Raw genomic sequence first — 17,081 nt, 5'->3', positions numbered from 1 at the left:
TAAAAAGGTCGGCAAGGATAACATTCGTTGCCGACCTAAATTATAAAAAGGAGTTTATTTATCCTTAAACTTATCTTCCAAAACTTTCATAAAATAGCCTCCAACCACACTTCTTGCTTGAAAACCTACCATTTTGCCAGTTTTCGTATCGTGCCAATCGCTGATAGGCACTCGGCTGGTTGTGTTTTGTGAATAATAATAAATAGGTTTTAAAATAGCATCAAAATCAGCTTTGTTGTCAGTCAAAACCGATGTCCAAACTATCCAGTCAGATTTAGTGTAAGTCGCACGACTGTCGAGTGGCAAGCCAAATTGGTTTTGTTTGGTCAGATAATATTTCACTTCCTTATCAAATACACTTCTTGGGAAATAATTCAGCTTCAGCACTTTATCCCAAACCAAATTATACTTCTGACTCCACGTATCTTTTTTATCAAACGTCAAGGCAAAGTGGTCACCCGATGAAGCCATTTCTTGCCACTTGTTTACGTATTCTCTTGTGAGTTTTTCGTATTTGTTGTAAAGTTCGGTTTCGTTGAGTTGTTTGGCCAATTGCGTGAAAGTTTCGAGAGCAACAATGGCTTTTATCGAAAGATTGGTATTGCGAGCCAAATGCCCTGCAAAATCATCGGTGCAAAGTTGCGTAGCTGGGTCGAAACCCTCTTTGCTCAAATAATCTGCCCAAATCTTGATGGTTTCCCAGTGCTTTTTGGCATAATCGGTTTTGCCTTCTGCTTTACAAATAGCCGCCGCCAAAATTATCATATTTCCACATTCTTCTACTGGCATATCTTCGCCATACGTTTGTCCATTGGCCAACGGATACGTTCCCAAATCATGTGCCGCAAAAGGCTTTTTCCATTTTCCACTTTCGCTATAATAAAAAATACCATTGAGCATTCCTTTCAGCAAATCGGGGTTATAAGCCAAAAACAGCGGAGCAGATGGATAAGTCACATCAACGGTGTTGATGGAACCATTACTGAAATTTTCTTTCGATAAAAACAAAATTTCTCCTTCGGGACTTTTGACCAATTTATGAGCCGAAATCGCCTGACGATAAGCCAGTTCACAAAGAGCTGCGTAATCTGTACCGCCTGATTTTAGGGCATCGTTGTATATCATTTCGTTGGTTTGCAGGCACTTCTCAATAATACTCGGATATTCTTTTAAGGCTTTTGCCATGAGCGTTTCAATCGTAGTCGATTTATCTTCTTTCCACCACGGCAATAGATTTTTACCAAAATATTGAATCGAATAAAGGTCGTCGTAGCCCAACATTATCACTTGTTCTTTTGCCAGACTACCAATACTTCCCATAGTTGCGACCGTGTGCAACGATAATTTTTTACCCGTTTTTGCCGCAATTTTTCCTGCTTGAAAAGGTTTTGCATTATCAGATATAAATTGGCTGATGTTTTTATCATTCGCAACCGCTACGTACATATAGCCCCAGTCGATGCGTAAATCATCACCTTTTTTCTTCAAAATAGCTTGTTCGGTTGTGCCAGCTTTCAAAATACTGAGGTTACTTGCCACATATTTATTGGCCGAAACTTCCTGCGAACTGACATTGCAAGCAATATCAGTCGAGGCGGCAAAACTCAATTCTACTGAATGACTTTTGCCGTCATTGGCTTTTACTTTGGTAGAAACGTAGGAAACTGGGCGAGACAAAATATCTAAATCTGTTATCAATAAAGGCGAAGTAAACGTAACATTCAAGTCGATTTTGCCACAAGAAAACTCATAAATAGTTTGTGTAGCATTGATTTTTACGCTTTTTTGTTCGGCCAACACAATGTTTTGAGGTTTAACAGGAATAGACTTCTGCACAATTCCTACATCGACCAATGCACCACCACCCGTGTTGATTACATGAATCGCAAAGACGTTTTTGCCTTTTTTTAGCTTAGATTTCATCTCGGCCGTCATAGGCAACATCAAATATTTTCCTGCACAGCAACGAGCAGTATAGATGAGTTCGCCATTTAGATAGACCCAAACATCATCATCGTGTTGTAATTTGAGCAATGGCTCATTGAAATCAACTTTATCAAGCGTGAATGTTCGACGAAACCAAATGTCTCGTGAAGTCCAACGAGTTTTTGAGACTCCATCAATGTTACCTACGGGAGCAATGGCCGTTTTCCATTCGCTATCATTGAAGGTTGGTTTCATCCAATCTTCGGCAGGAGTGGTTTCAGTGTATTTCGCTTGATAATTTACATCATCGCCCGCTGGCAAAATATTGTTGAAACTTGGGCCTTCAGCACCCAAAAACTGATAAATAGTGCCATCAACTTTCAGAAAACCCGTCAATGAATGAGCGTTGCCCGTCCAATGCTTAGTTGGCGAAGCATTCAGTTGGTCGGTGTTCGACCAAATACTAAAATATGGGTCATGCGTAATGAGTGGGTAAGCAGGGGCTTTTGTGCTTTGCGAAAAAGAATTTAGGCAAAAAAGGGTCAATAGAATGACCGAAACGTAAGATTTCATGAATTGAGATTATTGTAGGTTGAATAAATAGACAGTTCTAATTTTTGTTAAAAATAGAACCCGTTTATAAAGTTAAGCGTGAAGAGCTTCATATCAACTAAGAAAAACTTATGGGTCGGTGCAATGATAGATTAATGGGTTCGGTTTTCGCATCTTAAATAAATACAAAAATGAACTAACTACTTAACTATAAGTATTTTACATTACTACAACAAACAAGAAACCCAAAAACTGCAAACGTTTGCCTTAAAAAAAGATTTCCGTTCCTTCAGAGTCTATTCCTATTCTTTGGAAGGTTCTGACGAAACGGAAGCTATAAATTTTTTAAACCTTATTTAATAACCTCACTCACTAAAATAATAGGAGTTATATTGGTATAATTGGCAAAATCTTTTCTGATAGTATCTCGGTTGGGTGCGATAGCTGCCTGATAATCGCTTAGGCTTTTTACATAGAAGGTGCCAATCGCCATAAACGGCAAAGGAGTATTAGGCATACCACTTGCAACGCCTTTTTCGATAGTATATTTCACCAAATTTTCACCTAAATAGCCAGCTACCATAGGCATGTGTTTTGTTTCGTAATAGGCCATATCAAATGTCTTACCCTCGGCATAAGGATACATGACTGATACCTTGATTAATCCTTTTTCTACAATAGCAGAGCTATGCTTTTCAGACTTTTGAGAGTTTTTTTCTTGACCAAATGCCGTAAAAAATGTACTTAATAGCAAGACAATAAGTTTAGATTTCATAATTGAGTGTTTTTTTAGAAGTTAAAAATAATAAAATATTTGGCTTGTAAACCTTACACTGCAAATGTCAGAAGAAAAGCTATATTTGTAAAACGTTATTTTTCGATAGAAACCATCGGCAAAACCGATTTAGAAATATGGAATTAAGACAGCTCAAATATTTCTTAAAAGCAAAAGAACTACTCAATTTTACCGAAGCAGCAAAAGTTTTGAATATCAGTCAGAGTACGCTTTCTCAGCAAATTAAGCAGTTGGAGGATGAATTAAATGTGCAATTATTCAATCGAATTGGTAAACGAATATTTCTTACCGAAGCGGGCGAAATGTTTAGTGAGTATGCTTTGCAAGGAATAAATAGAGTAAACGAAGGCTTGATGCTTCTAAAAGATTTGAATAATTTATACACTGGAAAAATTACAATTGGAGTAATTTACTCTATGCGAATCCTTTTTGCAAAAGCATTAATAAAGTTTGCAGAGCTGTATCCCACCATTAAGATTCAAGTAGTTTTTGGAACTACCAAAGACCTACTTGAAAAACTGAATTCACATCATTTTGATTTTATTTTGTCGTTTGACGGGGACGAACAGCTCCCACATTTAAAATACCAAAGACTTTTGAGTTCAAACATGGTATTGGTAACAGCCAAGAAATCGCAGTTGGTAAATAAGAAAAGCATTTCACTTGAAGAAGTAGCCACTTTACCATTGGCTTTGCCATTTAGCGGTTATAGTACAATTCAGTTTTTTGTAGATTCATTTAACCAAAATAAACTTGTACCAAAAATTTGTATGGAAATAAATGATATTCCAACATTATTTGAAATTGTGAAAACGGGTCTTTGGCATACAATTTTGAGCGATACGAGTGTAAACGACCCAAATGTTGTGGGTATTCAAATCGAAGGTGAAAGCATGAAACGAACCATCACAATAATTTCACTCAAAGAAGCCTACGAAAAGAAAGCAGTGAAAAAGTTTTATGATATACTTGTCAACGACGGCTGATTTATGAGTAGATATTTTTTTGAAGATGAAAGCCTTTGTACTCTCAGAAATATCAAAAGATTCTTTTGAAAAACTCTGAAAGTATAAAGGCTTATATTAACTCACCTATTTCACCTCCAAAACCTTCGTTTTTTCCGAAACACCATTTTCGTTGATGGCCTCGATGGTGTAATAATACGTGCTTAGTTTGTCCATACCTCTAAACCAGTATTCGTTGGCATTATGCACCATGATGCAATTATAGAGTTTGTCGGGGGCTGTTCCGTAATAAATATTATAGGCGTAGGCCTTATTTTCTGGTCGCCAGCGAATCCACGCACTGCGTTTGTCTTTTTCGGTTCTTAGTACCATAAAATCTTTTACGGCATCGGGTTTTGAGCCATTGCCATTGCCAAAAACTCGTAGGCCACTGATGGCAAATTTACCCGTCGGCATTGCCACATTTTCAAGTTTGATGTAGCGAGTCTGAATCGGCTGTGCAAGCTCTACATATTCGTGCGGCACATCAGTTTGATTATTTGATTTATCGACCAAAATTGTCCATTTCTTACCGTCAAGGCTCGACCAAAGTTTGTATTGATGCTTGATATTTACTTGTTTTCCCAAGAACGAAGAATCGGCGTCTTGGTCGGCATAGTTTATCTGAATCGCATTGACGGTTGACAAATTACCCAAATCGGTTTTAATCCATTCGCCCGCTTTGCCTGTTTCGGCCGACCAGTAGGTTTTCATGCTTTCGTCAACGGCATTATTGGGCAAATACCCACCCAACGTTGAAGAAACCTCAACGGGTTTATTGTAATTGAGCAACATCCAACCCGTAAAGGTCTTTTTGATGTCCAGCCCTGCTGATGGAATATAATGCGGATAATCGCCAAAAACCGTATTACACCACATAACGTCGTCTTTGTCGAAGCCAGCAGGCCAAATACCGATGCGTCGTTCAAAATTGTTTTTGCTCGAAAGCTGAATTGTAGAAACGTGCCACCAGTTTTTTTGATTGTCCTGAAAAGATGCCCCATGACCTGCTCCACGGGCAAAACCTCCAAGTTTCATACTAAGTGGGTCGGGCTGAGCTTCCCAAGGCCCTAATGGCGTTTTTCCCACCAAAACCCCATCGGCGTAACCGCTCATTTCGGTGCCTGGAGCTCCGTATTGTAGGTAATATTTCCCATTGTTTTTGTTGACGGTTGCACCTTCAATGAAACCATCGAGAAACGTATCGTCCATGTACTCGCCGAAGCGTTGCCAGCCATATCGCCACGATTCCAGTAAGTACATTTCTTTGCGAGTGCCTTTGGGTTTCATGGTTTTGCGGTCTAACTCAATGCCATAAAGCGGATAACGGTTGCTGCTTCCGTTGTACATATAAAACTTGCCATCATCATCGGTAAAAAAAGCAGGGTCCCAACCACCAATCTCGAAGTTATCAACCAAAGCTGTCCATTCGTTGGCTTTTGGGTTGGTACTCATCCAAATAGTAAATTCGCTGGTATAAGTCGAACCAAAAACTATCATCGTATCGCCGACAATACCTACGGCTGGGGCACAAAGTTCGTCATAGACTTTGTTGTGTGGACGAAGAAACTTACGAGCATGGAAAGTCCAGTTGAGCATATCGGGACTATGCCAATACCCCCACTGATTGGTGCTAAACATATAGTATTCGCCTTTGTAATTGACCACAACAGGGTCGGCAGTAGCTCGGTGACGCCCCCATTCGCTAAAATTGGGAATAGGCGTATAGCCATAGTCAACGTTGATGGGGTTGCAATAGGTTTTTTGTTGAGCCTGCAAAGCCGAAACCAAAGCAAGCATTGCCAAAGCAAGAAGAAAGTATTTTTTCATTGGTAGGTTAAATAGATTTTGGGGGCAATTTATCAAAATCTATTTGAAAACTTTTATTTCTTACTGCTATTTAACCTCATCATTGGGGAAGATTTGGCTTTTTGGAGAAATAAATAGGGTTAAATATTGTCAAAATACCCCGTTAGGGGTTAAATATTGGTAGAAAGGTTTCATTCTCTCTCTTTCAAGCCCTATCGGGGCTTAACCCTTGTTCGGCTGAATTTGAATTCAGTTGATGTGCCGCAGTGGAGCTGTTAGCCGTTCTTAGAACGGTATCTGACACATATTGCGTTCTAAGAACGCATGACACAGTGACTAAATGTAGAACATTTAGCCAAACGGGGGAGGAGGAATACATCCACAAAGTCTAAAAAAGAAAGAGAAATTCAGTAATTGTATTTTGAAAAAATGCAATATTGGCAATGGTAAATATTTATAACTATTTTCCATGATAAAACCATATTGGTTAAAGTCTCAAGAGACTAAAAACCTCTTCAACAATTCTATCCTCTCTTGGCTTTTTTTCTATCTTTGTAAAAAACCAAACCCCTCATCAACCAAAACATGAAAAAACTAATCCTTCTCTTACTTCTCAGCCTAAATCTTTTTGCTCAAAGCACCGAAGATAAAATCAAGGCATTGATTCCCGAACTTGATGCTAAATTTCAAGATTTTAAGGTCAAAAGTCATTTATCGAGTGTGGCGTATGCCTTGGTGCTTGATGGCAAAATTATTTATCAGAGCAATAGCGGAATTGTCAATTACAAAACCAACAAAACCGCTGATAATCAGTCGGTTTATCGCATTGCTTCGATGTCGAAAAGCTTTGCATCGGTAGCGATTTTACAGCTACGTGATGCAGGAAAAATCAAACTCGACGACCCAGTTTGGAAATATATTCCCGAACTGAAAGGACAAAAATATTCACCCGATTCGCCCGAAATTACGGTGCGTCATTTGCTTTCGCACGCAGCGGGTTTCCCCGAAGACAATCCGTGGGGCGACCGCCAACTGGGTATTTCGGAAGCAACTATGTTGAAGATGTTTAAAAAAGGCATTTCGTTTTCCAACGAGCCAGGCGTTGCCTACGAATACAGTAATATGGGCTTTGCGATGTTGGGGCAAATCATCAAAACTGTGTCGGGACAAAGCTACCAAAGCTATATCATCAACAAAATTTGGAAGCCACTCGGCATGACAAATACCTATTGGGACTATACGAAAGTGCCAGATAATCAACTCGTTAGGGGCTACCGTTGGTTGCGTGAGCAATACATCGAGCAACCCATCGAACCCGACGGTGCGTACGGAATCATGGGCGGCGTGCTGACTTCCATCGAAGATTTTGCCAAATACATGGCTCTTCACCAAGCGGCCTATCAAGTTGGTTCGCCAAACTCGTCAATTCTGAAAAAGAGTTCGCTCAAAGAAATGCACTTTCCGTGGAATTTCAATAGCCTAAGTAACCGTGGCTACACAGGTGCGGGCGAGCCATGCACGAATGTTGCGTTTTATGGCTACGGCTTGCGTATCGACAAAAACTGCAACCAAATTACGAGTGTTGGGCATTCGGGCGGACTCCCAGGTTTTGGCTCTGACTGGAAAATATTGCCAAATTATGGTGTAGGAATCGTAACTTTTACCAACGGAACTTACGGCGGTGCGGCTTTGATGAATAATCAGATTTTGCCATTTATTGTCGAAAAAGCAGGTCTTAAACCTATTGCTTTTCCAGTTTCACCAATTTTGAAACAACGCCAAAATGAATTGGTAAAACTACTTCCTGCGTGGGAAAATGCTGAAAAATCGGGCATTTTTGCCGAAAATTTCTTTTTAGATTATTTCCCAGACCTTTTGAAAGCCGAAGCCGAAGGAGTTTTTGAGAAAGCAGGAAAAATCATAAAAGTCCACGAAATTGTAGCCGAAAATGCACTAAGAGGTAAGTTTTTGATGGAAGGAGAAAAAGGAAATATCGAAGTAAGCTTCACGATGTCGCCCGAAAACCCACCTTTGATTCAGGCTTATAGTATTCGGTTGAAGTAATAGGTGACCTAATAGTCTAATCCCGTAGGGATTCAATATCGGTAGAAAAATCTAATCAAACTAAATTTCTCATGCCGTAGGTATGAAACTAATCTATAAAAGTATCATCCCTACGGCATGAGTAAATAGTTTTTATTTTCTACTACCGATATATAATCCCTACGGGATTTTAAACCCAAAATTTGTTTGTTTAACGTTTATCAGAGATTGGGTAGTTTTGTTGTCTCTTCAACATTTTCTACAATTCCTTCACCTTAATATTTCTAAAGGCCACACCTTTCGACCATTCTTGCAGGGCAATTAGGCCAGAAGTATTTTTACCGAATAATGGAAAATATTTAAAGTTGCTTTTGCTGACCATATTTTTCCAAGTATCGGCGGTTAAGTCTTGTTCGGCAGTCAGAACGCCATTCAAATAAAACTCAATTTTACCGTTATTTTGTTTGATATTCGATTCGTTCCATTCACGTAGTGGTTTGAGTTTTGCAGGATTTTGCTGAGGTTTAAAACTATACAAACAAGCCGACCATTTTGTAGAATCTTTCAGATAAGCAGCTCCAATATTTTCGTGTTCGAGTAGCTGATATTCTGGGCCAGAAGCCCAAGCCGTCGGGATGGTATCTTGCTCAATTACATTGATAAAAACGCCACTATTGCCTGCTTTTGAGATTTTCCACTCAAATTTTAAATCGAAATTTTTGTAAACTTTATCCGAAACCAAATCACCGTGTTCGATGCCTGTCGTATCAGGATTACAAAACAATTCTCCATCTTTCGCCATCCAAGTTGATGGGATTTTGGCCTTGTTGTATAAATGCCAGCCATCAGTAGTTTTTCCATCAAAAAGCAAAGTCCAACCTTCCTCTTTTTCTTTGTTGCTTAATTCATTATTACCAACTTTTTTTTCTGAACACGACCACAAAGAAACCGTGAGTAAACCCACCGAAAGCAAGGAAACGAATGTCTTTTTCATAAAGAGTCTTTTTGTTAATTTTTGGTTGAATAAGAATGTTTTTCTACCAAAAATACAAAAAATACTCAAGCATCAAAGCTGTTTAGGAGTTCCAAGCCAGCAGACCATTCACCATAACCACCCGCAACGTTGATGTGTCCAGCTTCGCCAATATTTAGGTATTCGCTTCTCCACGCATCGGCAAAAAACTTGGCACGTTCTTCTAACACCCAAACATCATTTGAACTTGCCACTACAATGCTCTTAAATGGCAGTTTTTCTAAAGGAATTGGTGTAAAACCTGTCATCGGGAAAGTATAAACGGGTTTTTCAATATCACTCGGAGCGACCAATAAAGCACCTTTGATAGCCTTTGGGTAGCGTTTTGCCCACTGAGCCACAGCTGTGCAACCCAAACTATGAGCAATCAGTACAACATCGGACGGCTCGTAAGATGAAATTGCTTTTTCGATGTTCTGAATCCAGTCTTCACAGTCGGGTTCGTCCCAACTTTTTTGATTGATTCTAATAAAATTATCTCCCGAATTTTCAAAGTGTGTTTGCCAATGGCCTTCATCGGAGTTGCCAAGGCCTGGTATAATGAAGTAGGTTGTCATGAAATAAACTATTGTCTTAGAAAACTAACACTCTTTCTCGCTGAAATGGTTCTAAAACTTAGCTCATAATTCGTTGTCTATGTTTCATTCCCCAATCGGCAATCACGCTGGTAACTTCTTTTAACGTGCGCCCATATTCGGTAATGGCGTATTCTACGGTGATAGGCTGCGTATCCAATACAGTGCGTGTCACTAATTGATTCATTTCGAGGTCTTTTAGTTCTTTACTCAAAACTTTGCCCGAAATACCTTCTATTTCTTTCAAAACTTCACTAAAACGCATTGGATGATAGCACAAACAGGCTATTATAGATATTTTCCATTTACCACCAATAATATCCATTACATCATGAATAGCCTTTACTGATTTCTTGCATTCGGTAACTTTCTCGGTTGTTAGTTGGTTTCCCATAGGTAATCAAGTTTCTTGAAATTCACAATTACTTTTTGATACAAAGTTACCAAAAGTAACAATTAATTCATAACTTTGACCCGAAATATTAAATCAAGAAATATGAATTTATTAGAAAGTTTAGAATGGCGATACGCCACTAAAAAAATGAATGGCAATACTGTGCCTCAAGAAAAACTGGATTATATTTTAGAAGCTGCTCGACTTGCTCCTTCATCTTCTGGTTTACAACCTTATGAGATTTTTGTGATTACCGATAAAGAATTGCTCGAAAAAATCAAACCAATAGCATTTAACCAAAGCCAAATAACCGACTGCTCACATTTATTGGTTTGGGCAGCTTGGGATGGTTATTCTTTAGAAAAAATTGAAGCTACTTTCCATAAAATACTAGCAGATAGAGGCTTGCCGCTTACTCAAATGGATGATTATAAAAATATGCTATGGAGCATGTACGAACCACGAGGAAAAGAATGGCAAAGTGTGCATACGGCTAAGCAAGCCTATATTTCGTTTTCGATGGCTATTGCCGCTGCTGCCGAGCAACAAGTTGATGCAACTCCGATGGAAGGGTTTAACCCAGAAGAATTAGATAAATTATTAGGTCTTAGCGAAAAAGGCCTTAAAAGTGCAGTAATTTTGCCTTTGGGCTACCGAGATGCCGCCAACGATTGGAATGCTAATTTGAAGAAAGTTCGCAAGCCAATAAATGAATTTGTTCATGAACTGAACTGATTGCTGTGAATAAATGAATAGGACACTCACAACACTCGTGGTGTCCTATTATTTTCATTATTGGTTTCTGCCCCAAGCCACAAAGCACCTTATCTACACAAAGACCACTTCTTCAATTTTCCATTCATTTTACCATACTTACTATTCACTTTAATATTTATACTATTCATTTTAATATTTTTTTTATTTCAAACTCAAAGACTCAATTTTGAAACAGAAATAAAAATATGTTAAAACACCATGAAAAATTTATACAAAACCCTGATTGTAAGTTTATTATCATTGCATTCATTTTGCCAAAATGCAAAAATAGTTGACTCTCCAAGCGGAACTGTCATTAGCAATATTGGAGGCACCGACATTCCATATTCTGCTTCTATTTTAGACATCCGAAGCAATAATAAAGGTATTTTGATACCCAGAACAGATGCTGATTTAGGTTCTCCTACAGAGGGTTTACTCTATTACAATACCGTTGGCCACAATTTCAGATACTATGATGGTGCAGCTTGGCAAAATGCAATTTTCGGTAACCAATGGAATGTGAATGGTACTTCAATTTCTTATTCGTTAGGAAATGTAGGTATTGGTACTACTTCACCAGTTGGAGCTTTGAATATATCTAATGGTACTGGTGCCAATTTATATTTTCACAATAACGCTACGGGTAGTACTATCACAGATGGCTTTTATGTAGGAAATGGAGGTAGCACCTCTGGTTTAATTTGGAACAAAGAAAACGCCTCCATTAGGTTTGGCACAAATGATTCTGAACAAATGGCTATTTTGTCAAATGGCAATGTAGGTATTGGTTATAATGCACCCACATATAAGCTCTCAGTAAATGGTAGCTTATATTCTAATGGCCAGTATGTCAATGGTAATTCAGAGATTGTTGGAACTGCACAAGTAGGTGGCTCTGCTACTTTTTCGAACACTGTAAATGTAAATGGCACACTTAATGCCAATGGAAATTTGGCAGTTGATGGTAATATTACAACCAACACAGGCAAAGGAATTGTTCGTAGTGGAAATGCCAATCAATTGGCTATTGTTGATTTTTCAACTGGTTCAAATTTAAGTTGGAGTTTGGCTCCAGGTGCCTCTGCCTGCTGTATCAATATGTCATTTGCAGCATTTATAGAACCACCATGTATCGCCTTTGGCCGACTTTCAGGAGGCACATCAACAAATGCAGATTTTATTGCCTATACGATTTCATCTATTACTACTACTTCGGCAACTGTTCGAATTACAAATATTGGTAATGCAAATTCAAGTGCTTCAAATACTGAATTAAATGCCATGCTTATTGGTCGTAAATAAGAATAGCATGTCGGATAAGTTATCTTTCAGATATTTGATATTCAACAATTCAAGAAACAGTTTTTATAGTCATGAAAATTGCTTCATGTATGCTCTCCAAACTGTTGAGCATACATGCTTTTTTTGAAGAAATTAAGCACTCTCACTTAAATCCTGTTTTTAAACAATTGGTTTCTGCCCCAAGCTACAAAGCTCGCCATCAACGCAAATACTACATTTATCCCAATCAATGATGCTTCGCCTCTCGAAATATGGAATACCGAAGCACAAATCATAAGTACCACAATTGCCCAAGCGGTCAATACAACAAGTTTTGGTCTGATACCAAACAAGGTGGGAACAATAATACCTATTCCTCCCAGCAAATCTATGATACCTGTAAATTTCACTAAAACTTCGTAACTTGCCACCCAAGGCCACATCAGAGCCAACTTTTCGACTGGTTGAAATAATTTCATGCTTGCTGCCCATAACATACTAATAGCCAGCAAACCTTGCACTACCCAAAGGGCAATAGTGAGCGTCTTTGATTGCTTTTGTGTTTTTTCCATGCTTAAATTTTGTTTTTAATAATGGCACAAAAGTATTTATCTTTACTATCCAAATGATAGCACTTTCCAACTGGATAGCACTATCTACTTGGAAAGTAATGTAAAATCTGCCTAAATACTCAGAAAATGCTCACACAAGGAGGTTGCCCCAAAACGACTCTTTCAATCAAAGATGCCCTCGAAGCCTTAGAAGGTCGTTGGAAATTATTAATTTTGTTTGCTTTGTCATCGGGCAAAAAGCGATTCAAGCAGATTTCAAAAGACGTAAATGGCATTACAGATAAGATTTTATCTAAAGAATTGAAAAATTTAGAAGCCAATCAACTCATCAAGCGAGAAGTACATGACACCTTCCCTCCTACGGTTGAATATTCGATAACCGAACACGGGATGTCGCTCGAAAAAGTAATGGATGAATTACACTTTTGGGGACTAAAACACCGTGATAAAATTATGCGGGAATGATTCAAAATTAGGCCATTTGCTCCGAAAAACGCTTCATGTATGCACTCCAGCCAGTAGAACACGCTTCATAACATTCGATTGAAGGCGTTAGACCATCATGCGTAAACCTTACTTTGGTTTTGTTATTTTGGCTTTCGAGTTCGAAGATTAGCTTAGAGTTTGTCCATTCGCTGGGATTTGACAAAAAACTAAGATTACTATCAATCACCTGCCACACAATTTTTTGATTGGGTAGTAGTTCGATAAGTTTTTGTTTAGATTTGTGCATTCCGCCACCTGCCTCAAAAGTAAATTCATCGCCAACCTTGTTTGATTCTCCGATTATGGTTTCTCCATAAACGCCTGACCACCAAGCTGTAATATCAAGAAGTTTAGAGAAAATCTGAGCTTGGTCTTGCTCAGTAGTAAATTCAAAAGAGTAATTTGTTGCTTTCATTTTGATTCAGACTAAATGTTTTTGTGCTAAAATATAACCAATGTGTAAACCCTCGTGATACAACAAAAAATCGAGTGCGGCATCAATCGTTGCAACCTCAATATTGTAGGTACGCTCAATACCTTCTGACTTTGTGTAGTTCTCAAAAATCTTATTTTCGTAATCAATCATGAAAACATCAATTGTCGAAACCAACAGTGATTTTATTATTTCTATGGTTTCGCCATCAAAAAACTGCTCGGGTTTTGTACCTGGAACAAAAGGCTTAAAGTAGTTTTCTTGTATTTTTTCGGGCAAACCTGCTCTCTTGTAAGTAAGCGATTGAAAAGCAGATAACATGTGTCCTACATTCCAAATGATATTATTATTGAAGTCTTGGGGAATTTCGTTGAGTTGTTCAACGCTCAAACCTTCAATATGCTTCAATAGAAAGAGCCTCAGTTTTTTTATACTTTCGATTTTTGTATTCATATAGTCAATTATTTTTCTGCAAAACTATTGACTAAAAATAACTTTAATAGTGTGTAATTTAGACTATTTGATGGGTTGATTTGGACAAAAAGAAAATATAATTTTGCAAAAAAAAATCTAATGAAACATCTCAGCATATTAGTTCCGGAAGGACATGGCAATAATCTCAGCAGTATTGTGGGGGCATATAAAATATTCAAAAAAGCGAATGAATATTGGCAAAAACTGGGCAATGAGCCTATTTTCAGTATTGAACTTTTGGGGGTTTCGGATACTGTCGATTTTTATGATGGTTTGTTTCAGGTAAATCCGCACAAGCATTTTTCGACAATTCTGACTACCGATTTAATCATTATTCCATCATTAAATCATAATTACGAAGAAGCAACCCAACAAAACCAAGAATTAGCACAGTGGGTAAGCCATCAGTATAAACGAGGAGCGGAAGTAGCAAGCATATGTACGGGGGCTTTTTTGTTGGCTTCAACGGGCATTCTTGATGGTAAAAGCTGCTCAACGCATTGGTTGGCTACTGATACTTTCCGCCAGACTTTTCCAAACGTAAAACTAAAGTCAGACGAATTAATTACCGATGAGAATGGCATCTATACCAACGGCGGAGCATATTCGTTTCTAAATCTTATTATTTATTTAATCGAGAAATTTTATGATAGAAGCACGGCTATTTATTGTTCAAAAGTATTTCAGATAGACCTAAATCGAACAAGTCAGTCGGTTTTCAGTATATTCAATGGGCAAAAAACACATAACGACGAAGCCATCAAAGAAGCACAACTATACATCGAAAATAACAGTACCGATAAGATTTCGGTAGAAGAATTGGCAGCGAAGTTTGCCATTGGCCGACGTAATTTCGACCGACGATTTATAAAAGCTACGGGCAATACCCCACTCGAATATGCCCAAAGAGTGAGGATAGAGTCGGCAAAAAAAGCCTTTGAAACTAATCGTAAAACTATCAACGAAGTTATGTATGATGTTGGCTACTCCGATGTAAAGGCGTTTAGAGAAGTATTCCGAAAGATTACTGGAATGTCGCCTCTGGAATATCGTGAAAAATATAATAAAGAGGCAATGGCTCATTAAAATGCCATTGCCTCAATTTATCATAGATTTATTCCACCTGATACCTCAATTCTTTGTCCGTTTATCCATTTGGCATCTTCAGTACAAAGAAATGCCACTACACTACCGATATCATCGGCATAGCCAACTCTACCCAAAGCGGTTTGGCTCGATAAAAAGCCTTTCATTTGTGGGTTATTTCTGATGGCCGCACCATTAAAATCTGTTTCGATTGGGCCAGGTGCTACAATATTTGAGCGAATACCACGATTTCCGTACTCTTTTGCTACGTATTTAGTAAAATTCTCAACCGCCGACTTCAACGAAGAATAAACTGAATAACCTGGCAGACAGAAACGAGTTGTGCCTGACGAAAGGAATATGATAGCTCCACCATCATTCATCATCAACAAAGATTTTTGAGTCAAGAAATAAACACCTTTGAAGTGAATATTGACGAAATTATCGAAAATCTCTTCGGTCATATTCGCAATCGGAACTGTGCCGCCAATACCTGCATTATTGATTAGAAAATCAAAAGTAGAAGTTTGCCATTTACTTTGTAAAACCTCCGAAACTTGCCCTAAGAATGACTCAAAAGATTTAATATCGCCTACATCGAGTTTTAGAGCAACTGCTTTTTGGCCACTGGCTTCAATCGTTTTTACTACCTCTTCGGCATCTGTTTGGTTGTTGTTATAGGTTAAAATAACATCAATGTTTTTTTTGGCAAGCGAAAGAGCCATGTCTTTGCCGAGTCCACGGCTACCGCCTGTTACGAGTGCAATTTTGTTCATTTTTTTTGGTTTTATTTGATGTTGCAAAGTTGAGGCTAATTGTTGGCTATATGTTTGCAAAAACGAAATCATTATTTGCAAAATTCAAATATCTAAATATTAATTCCCCCATTGGGGGCGGTCCGCCGCAGCGGTTAGGGGGCTTCTAAACTGAGCAGGTGAAAGTGAGGTCTGACGTTTGAAGAAATTAGAAAAATGAGCTACTTCTTCAAAGCCCAACGAATAGGCAATTTCGGAGATATTCCAGTCGGTTTGTCGAAGTAAAATCTTAGCTTCTTGTGTTACCCTACTACTAATTATTTCGGTAGTAGTTTTTCCTGTATTTTCTTTCAAAACTTTATTCAAATGATTAACGTGCACGGCCAGACGGTCGGCATAATCTTTGGCAGTACGAAGATTGAGCTTTTGCTGAGGTGATTCTATCGGAAATTGCCTTTCGAGCAATTCTAAAAACAAAGAAGACACCCTCGTGGCTGCATTATGAGCCGAATACAGAGCCGTTATGGGTTGGAGTTTTTGGCCGTAATGAATGAGTTCGAGTACATAGTTACGAAGCAAATCATACTTATAAGCATAATCAGAAGCTATTTCTTGGTGCATTTTCTCGAAAATAGCCTTTAGTTCTTCTACATTTTTATCAGTAAGTTGAAAAATCGGAAAACCGTCGGGGCGAAAAATTGGCAATTCATCAATCGCCATTCCTGTTTTGCTACGGTGTATAAATTCAGGAGTAAATACACAAAAATGTCCGCTTTGATTAGCATCTTGCGGCACGTAATGATAGGGAATCAAGGGGGTAGCAAAAAGCAGGGCATTTTGCTCAATGTCTATCACCTTATCGGCATATTCAGCTCGGTTTTTACCAATAATAAGGCTGATTTTATAATAAGCCCTACGATTATAAAGCATGAGGTTTTTCTCTCGAAGCCCTCTAATAAAATCATCTATTTCAAAAACATTAAAATGCCCGATTTCTTTTTTAAAGCCTTCGGGAAGCGGAACATTGATTTCTTTATAAAACTCTTCGACTGAAATGCTATTCATATATTTGTTGTAAAAATCAAATATACGAATTTGACTGA

At 38.3% G+C, this 17,081-nt stretch carries 17 protein-coding genes; 6 read left to right on the top strand and 11 right to left on the bottom strand.

The window, feature by feature from the left end; all coding sequences use genetic code 11:
* Positions 1-54: 54 nt before the first annotated feature.
* Both IEX65_RS22410 and IEX65_RS22405 read right to left on the bottom strand, forming a co-directional pair.
* Positions 55-2,499 carry a glutaminase family protein gene (locus IEX65_RS22410; RefSeq protein WP_188769543.1) on the bottom strand — a complete coding sequence of 815 codons (2,445 nt, stop codon included), beginning with the start codon at positions 2,497-2,499 and terminating at the stop codon, positions 55-57.
* A gap of 331 nt (positions 2,500-2,830) precedes the next feature.
* Positions 2,831-3,253: an EthD family reductase gene (locus IEX65_RS22405; protein WP_188769541.1), complete on the bottom strand. Its 423-nt coding sequence runs from the start codon at positions 3,251-3,253 to the stop codon at positions 2,831-2,833.
* A gap of 137 nt (positions 3,254-3,390) precedes the next feature.
* Here IEX65_RS22405 and IEX65_RS22400 point away from each other — a divergent pair, with 137 nt between their 5' ends.
* A complete protein-coding gene (locus tag IEX65_RS22400) occupies positions 3,391-4,260 on the top strand; it encodes a LysR family transcriptional regulator (RefSeq protein WP_188769539.1) in 870 nt (289 codons plus the stop codon).
* A gap of 105 nt (positions 4,261-4,365) precedes the next feature.
* Here IEX65_RS22400 and IEX65_RS22395 read toward each other — a convergent pair whose 3' ends face one another.
* The gene (locus IEX65_RS22395; RefSeq protein ID WP_188769537.1) at positions 4,366-6,108 is read right to left on the bottom strand and encodes a family 43 glycosylhydrolase; all 1,743 of its coding nucleotides are present in this window, start codon (positions 6,106-6,108) and stop codon (positions 4,366-4,368) included.
* Between the two features lie 564 nt (positions 6,109-6,672).
* Between IEX65_RS22395 and IEX65_RS22390 the strand changes: the two genes are divergently transcribed.
* A complete protein-coding gene (locus tag IEX65_RS22390) occupies positions 6,673-8,151 on the top strand; it encodes a serine hydrolase domain-containing protein (protein WP_188769535.1) in 1,479 nt (492 codons plus the stop codon).
* A gap of 238 nt (positions 8,152-8,389) precedes the next feature.
* Here IEX65_RS22390 and IEX65_RS22385 read toward each other — a convergent pair whose 3' ends face one another.
* From IEX65_RS22385 to IEX65_RS22375, 3 genes are all read right to left on the bottom strand, one after another.
* On the bottom strand, positions 8,390-9,124 hold the full coding sequence (locus IEX65_RS22385; RefSeq protein WP_188769533.1) for a 3-keto-disaccharide hydrolase: 735 nt from the start codon (positions 9,122-9,124) through the stop codon (positions 8,390-8,392).
* 65 nt (positions 9,125-9,189) lie between these two features.
* The gene (locus tag IEX65_RS22380) at positions 9,190-9,720 is read right to left on the bottom strand and encodes an RBBP9/YdeN family alpha/beta hydrolase (RefSeq protein ID WP_188769531.1); all 531 of its coding nucleotides are present in this window, start codon (positions 9,718-9,720) and stop codon (positions 9,190-9,192) included.
* Between the two features lie 58 nt (positions 9,721-9,778).
* Positions 9,779-10,132: a winged helix-turn-helix transcriptional regulator gene (locus IEX65_RS22375; protein ID WP_188769529.1), complete on the bottom strand. Its 354-nt coding sequence runs from the start codon at positions 10,130-10,132 to the stop codon at positions 9,779-9,781.
* 102 nt (positions 10,133-10,234) lie between these two features.
* On the opposite strand from IEX65_RS22375, the gene IEX65_RS22370 reads away from it, so the two are divergent.
* Both IEX65_RS22370 and IEX65_RS22365 read left to right on the top strand, forming a co-directional pair.
* Entirely contained in the window at positions 10,235-10,867 is a 633-nt protein-coding gene (locus IEX65_RS22370; RefSeq protein WP_188769527.1) for an NAD(P)H-dependent oxidoreductase, read from the top strand.
* A gap of 240 nt (positions 10,868-11,107) precedes the next feature.
* On the top strand, positions 11,108-12,193 hold the full coding sequence (locus IEX65_RS22365; protein WP_188769524.1) for a phage tail-like protein: 1,086 nt from the start codon (positions 11,108-11,110) through the stop codon (positions 12,191-12,193).
* Positions 12,194-12,339: 146 nt separating this feature from the next.
* Here IEX65_RS22365 and IEX65_RS22360 read toward each other — a convergent pair whose 3' ends face one another.
* A complete protein-coding gene (locus IEX65_RS22360; RefSeq protein ID WP_188769522.1) occupies positions 12,340-12,744 on the bottom strand; it encodes a DoxX family protein in 405 nt (134 codons plus the stop codon).
* Between the two features lie 126 nt (positions 12,745-12,870).
* Here IEX65_RS22360 and IEX65_RS22355 point away from each other — a divergent pair, with 126 nt between their 5' ends.
* Entirely contained in the window at positions 12,871-13,209 is a 339-nt protein-coding gene (locus IEX65_RS22355) for a winged helix-turn-helix transcriptional regulator (RefSeq protein WP_188769520.1), read from the top strand.
* 7 nt (positions 13,210-13,216) lie between these two features.
* On the opposite strand, the gene IEX65_RS22350 is transcribed toward IEX65_RS22355, so the two are convergent.
* Positions 13,217-13,645 carry an SRPBCC family protein gene (locus tag IEX65_RS22350; RefSeq protein ID WP_188769518.1) on the bottom strand — a complete coding sequence of 143 codons (429 nt, stop codon included), beginning with the start codon at positions 13,643-13,645 and terminating at the stop codon, positions 13,217-13,219.
* A gap of 6 nt (positions 13,646-13,651) precedes the next feature.
* Positions 13,652-14,116 carry a DinB family protein gene (locus IEX65_RS22345; protein WP_188769516.1) on the bottom strand — a complete coding sequence of 155 codons (465 nt, stop codon included), beginning with the start codon at positions 14,114-14,116 and terminating at the stop codon, positions 13,652-13,654.
* A 120-nt stretch (positions 14,117-14,236) separates the two neighbouring features.
* On the opposite strand from IEX65_RS22345, the gene IEX65_RS22340 reads away from it, so the two are divergent.
* Positions 14,237-15,223 carry a GlxA family transcriptional regulator gene (locus tag IEX65_RS22340; RefSeq protein ID WP_188769514.1) on the top strand — a complete coding sequence of 329 codons (987 nt, stop codon included), beginning with the start codon at positions 14,237-14,239 and terminating at the stop codon, positions 15,221-15,223.
* Between the two features lie 20 nt (positions 15,224-15,243).
* Here IEX65_RS22340 and IEX65_RS22335 read toward each other — a convergent pair whose 3' ends face one another.
* On the bottom strand, positions 15,244-15,999 hold the full coding sequence (locus tag IEX65_RS22335) for an SDR family NAD(P)-dependent oxidoreductase (RefSeq protein WP_188769512.1): 756 nt from the start codon (positions 15,997-15,999) through the stop codon (positions 15,244-15,246).
* Between the two features lie 99 nt (positions 16,000-16,098).
* Positions 16,099-17,043 carry a helix-turn-helix domain-containing protein gene (locus IEX65_RS22330; RefSeq protein WP_188769511.1) on the bottom strand — a complete coding sequence of 315 codons (945 nt, stop codon included), beginning with the start codon at positions 17,041-17,043 and terminating at the stop codon, positions 16,099-16,101.
* Positions 17,044-17,081 lie beyond the last annotated feature (38 nt).

It is taken from the genome of Emticicia aquatilis, from assembly GCF_014644295.1.
GTDB classification, from domain to species: Bacteria; Bacteroidota; Bacteroidia; order Cytophagales; family Spirosomataceae; genus Emticicia; species Emticicia aquatilis.
The sequence above is the reverse complement of the archived record's forward strand: the minus strand, read 5'-3'. Positions and strand labels throughout refer to the sequence as shown.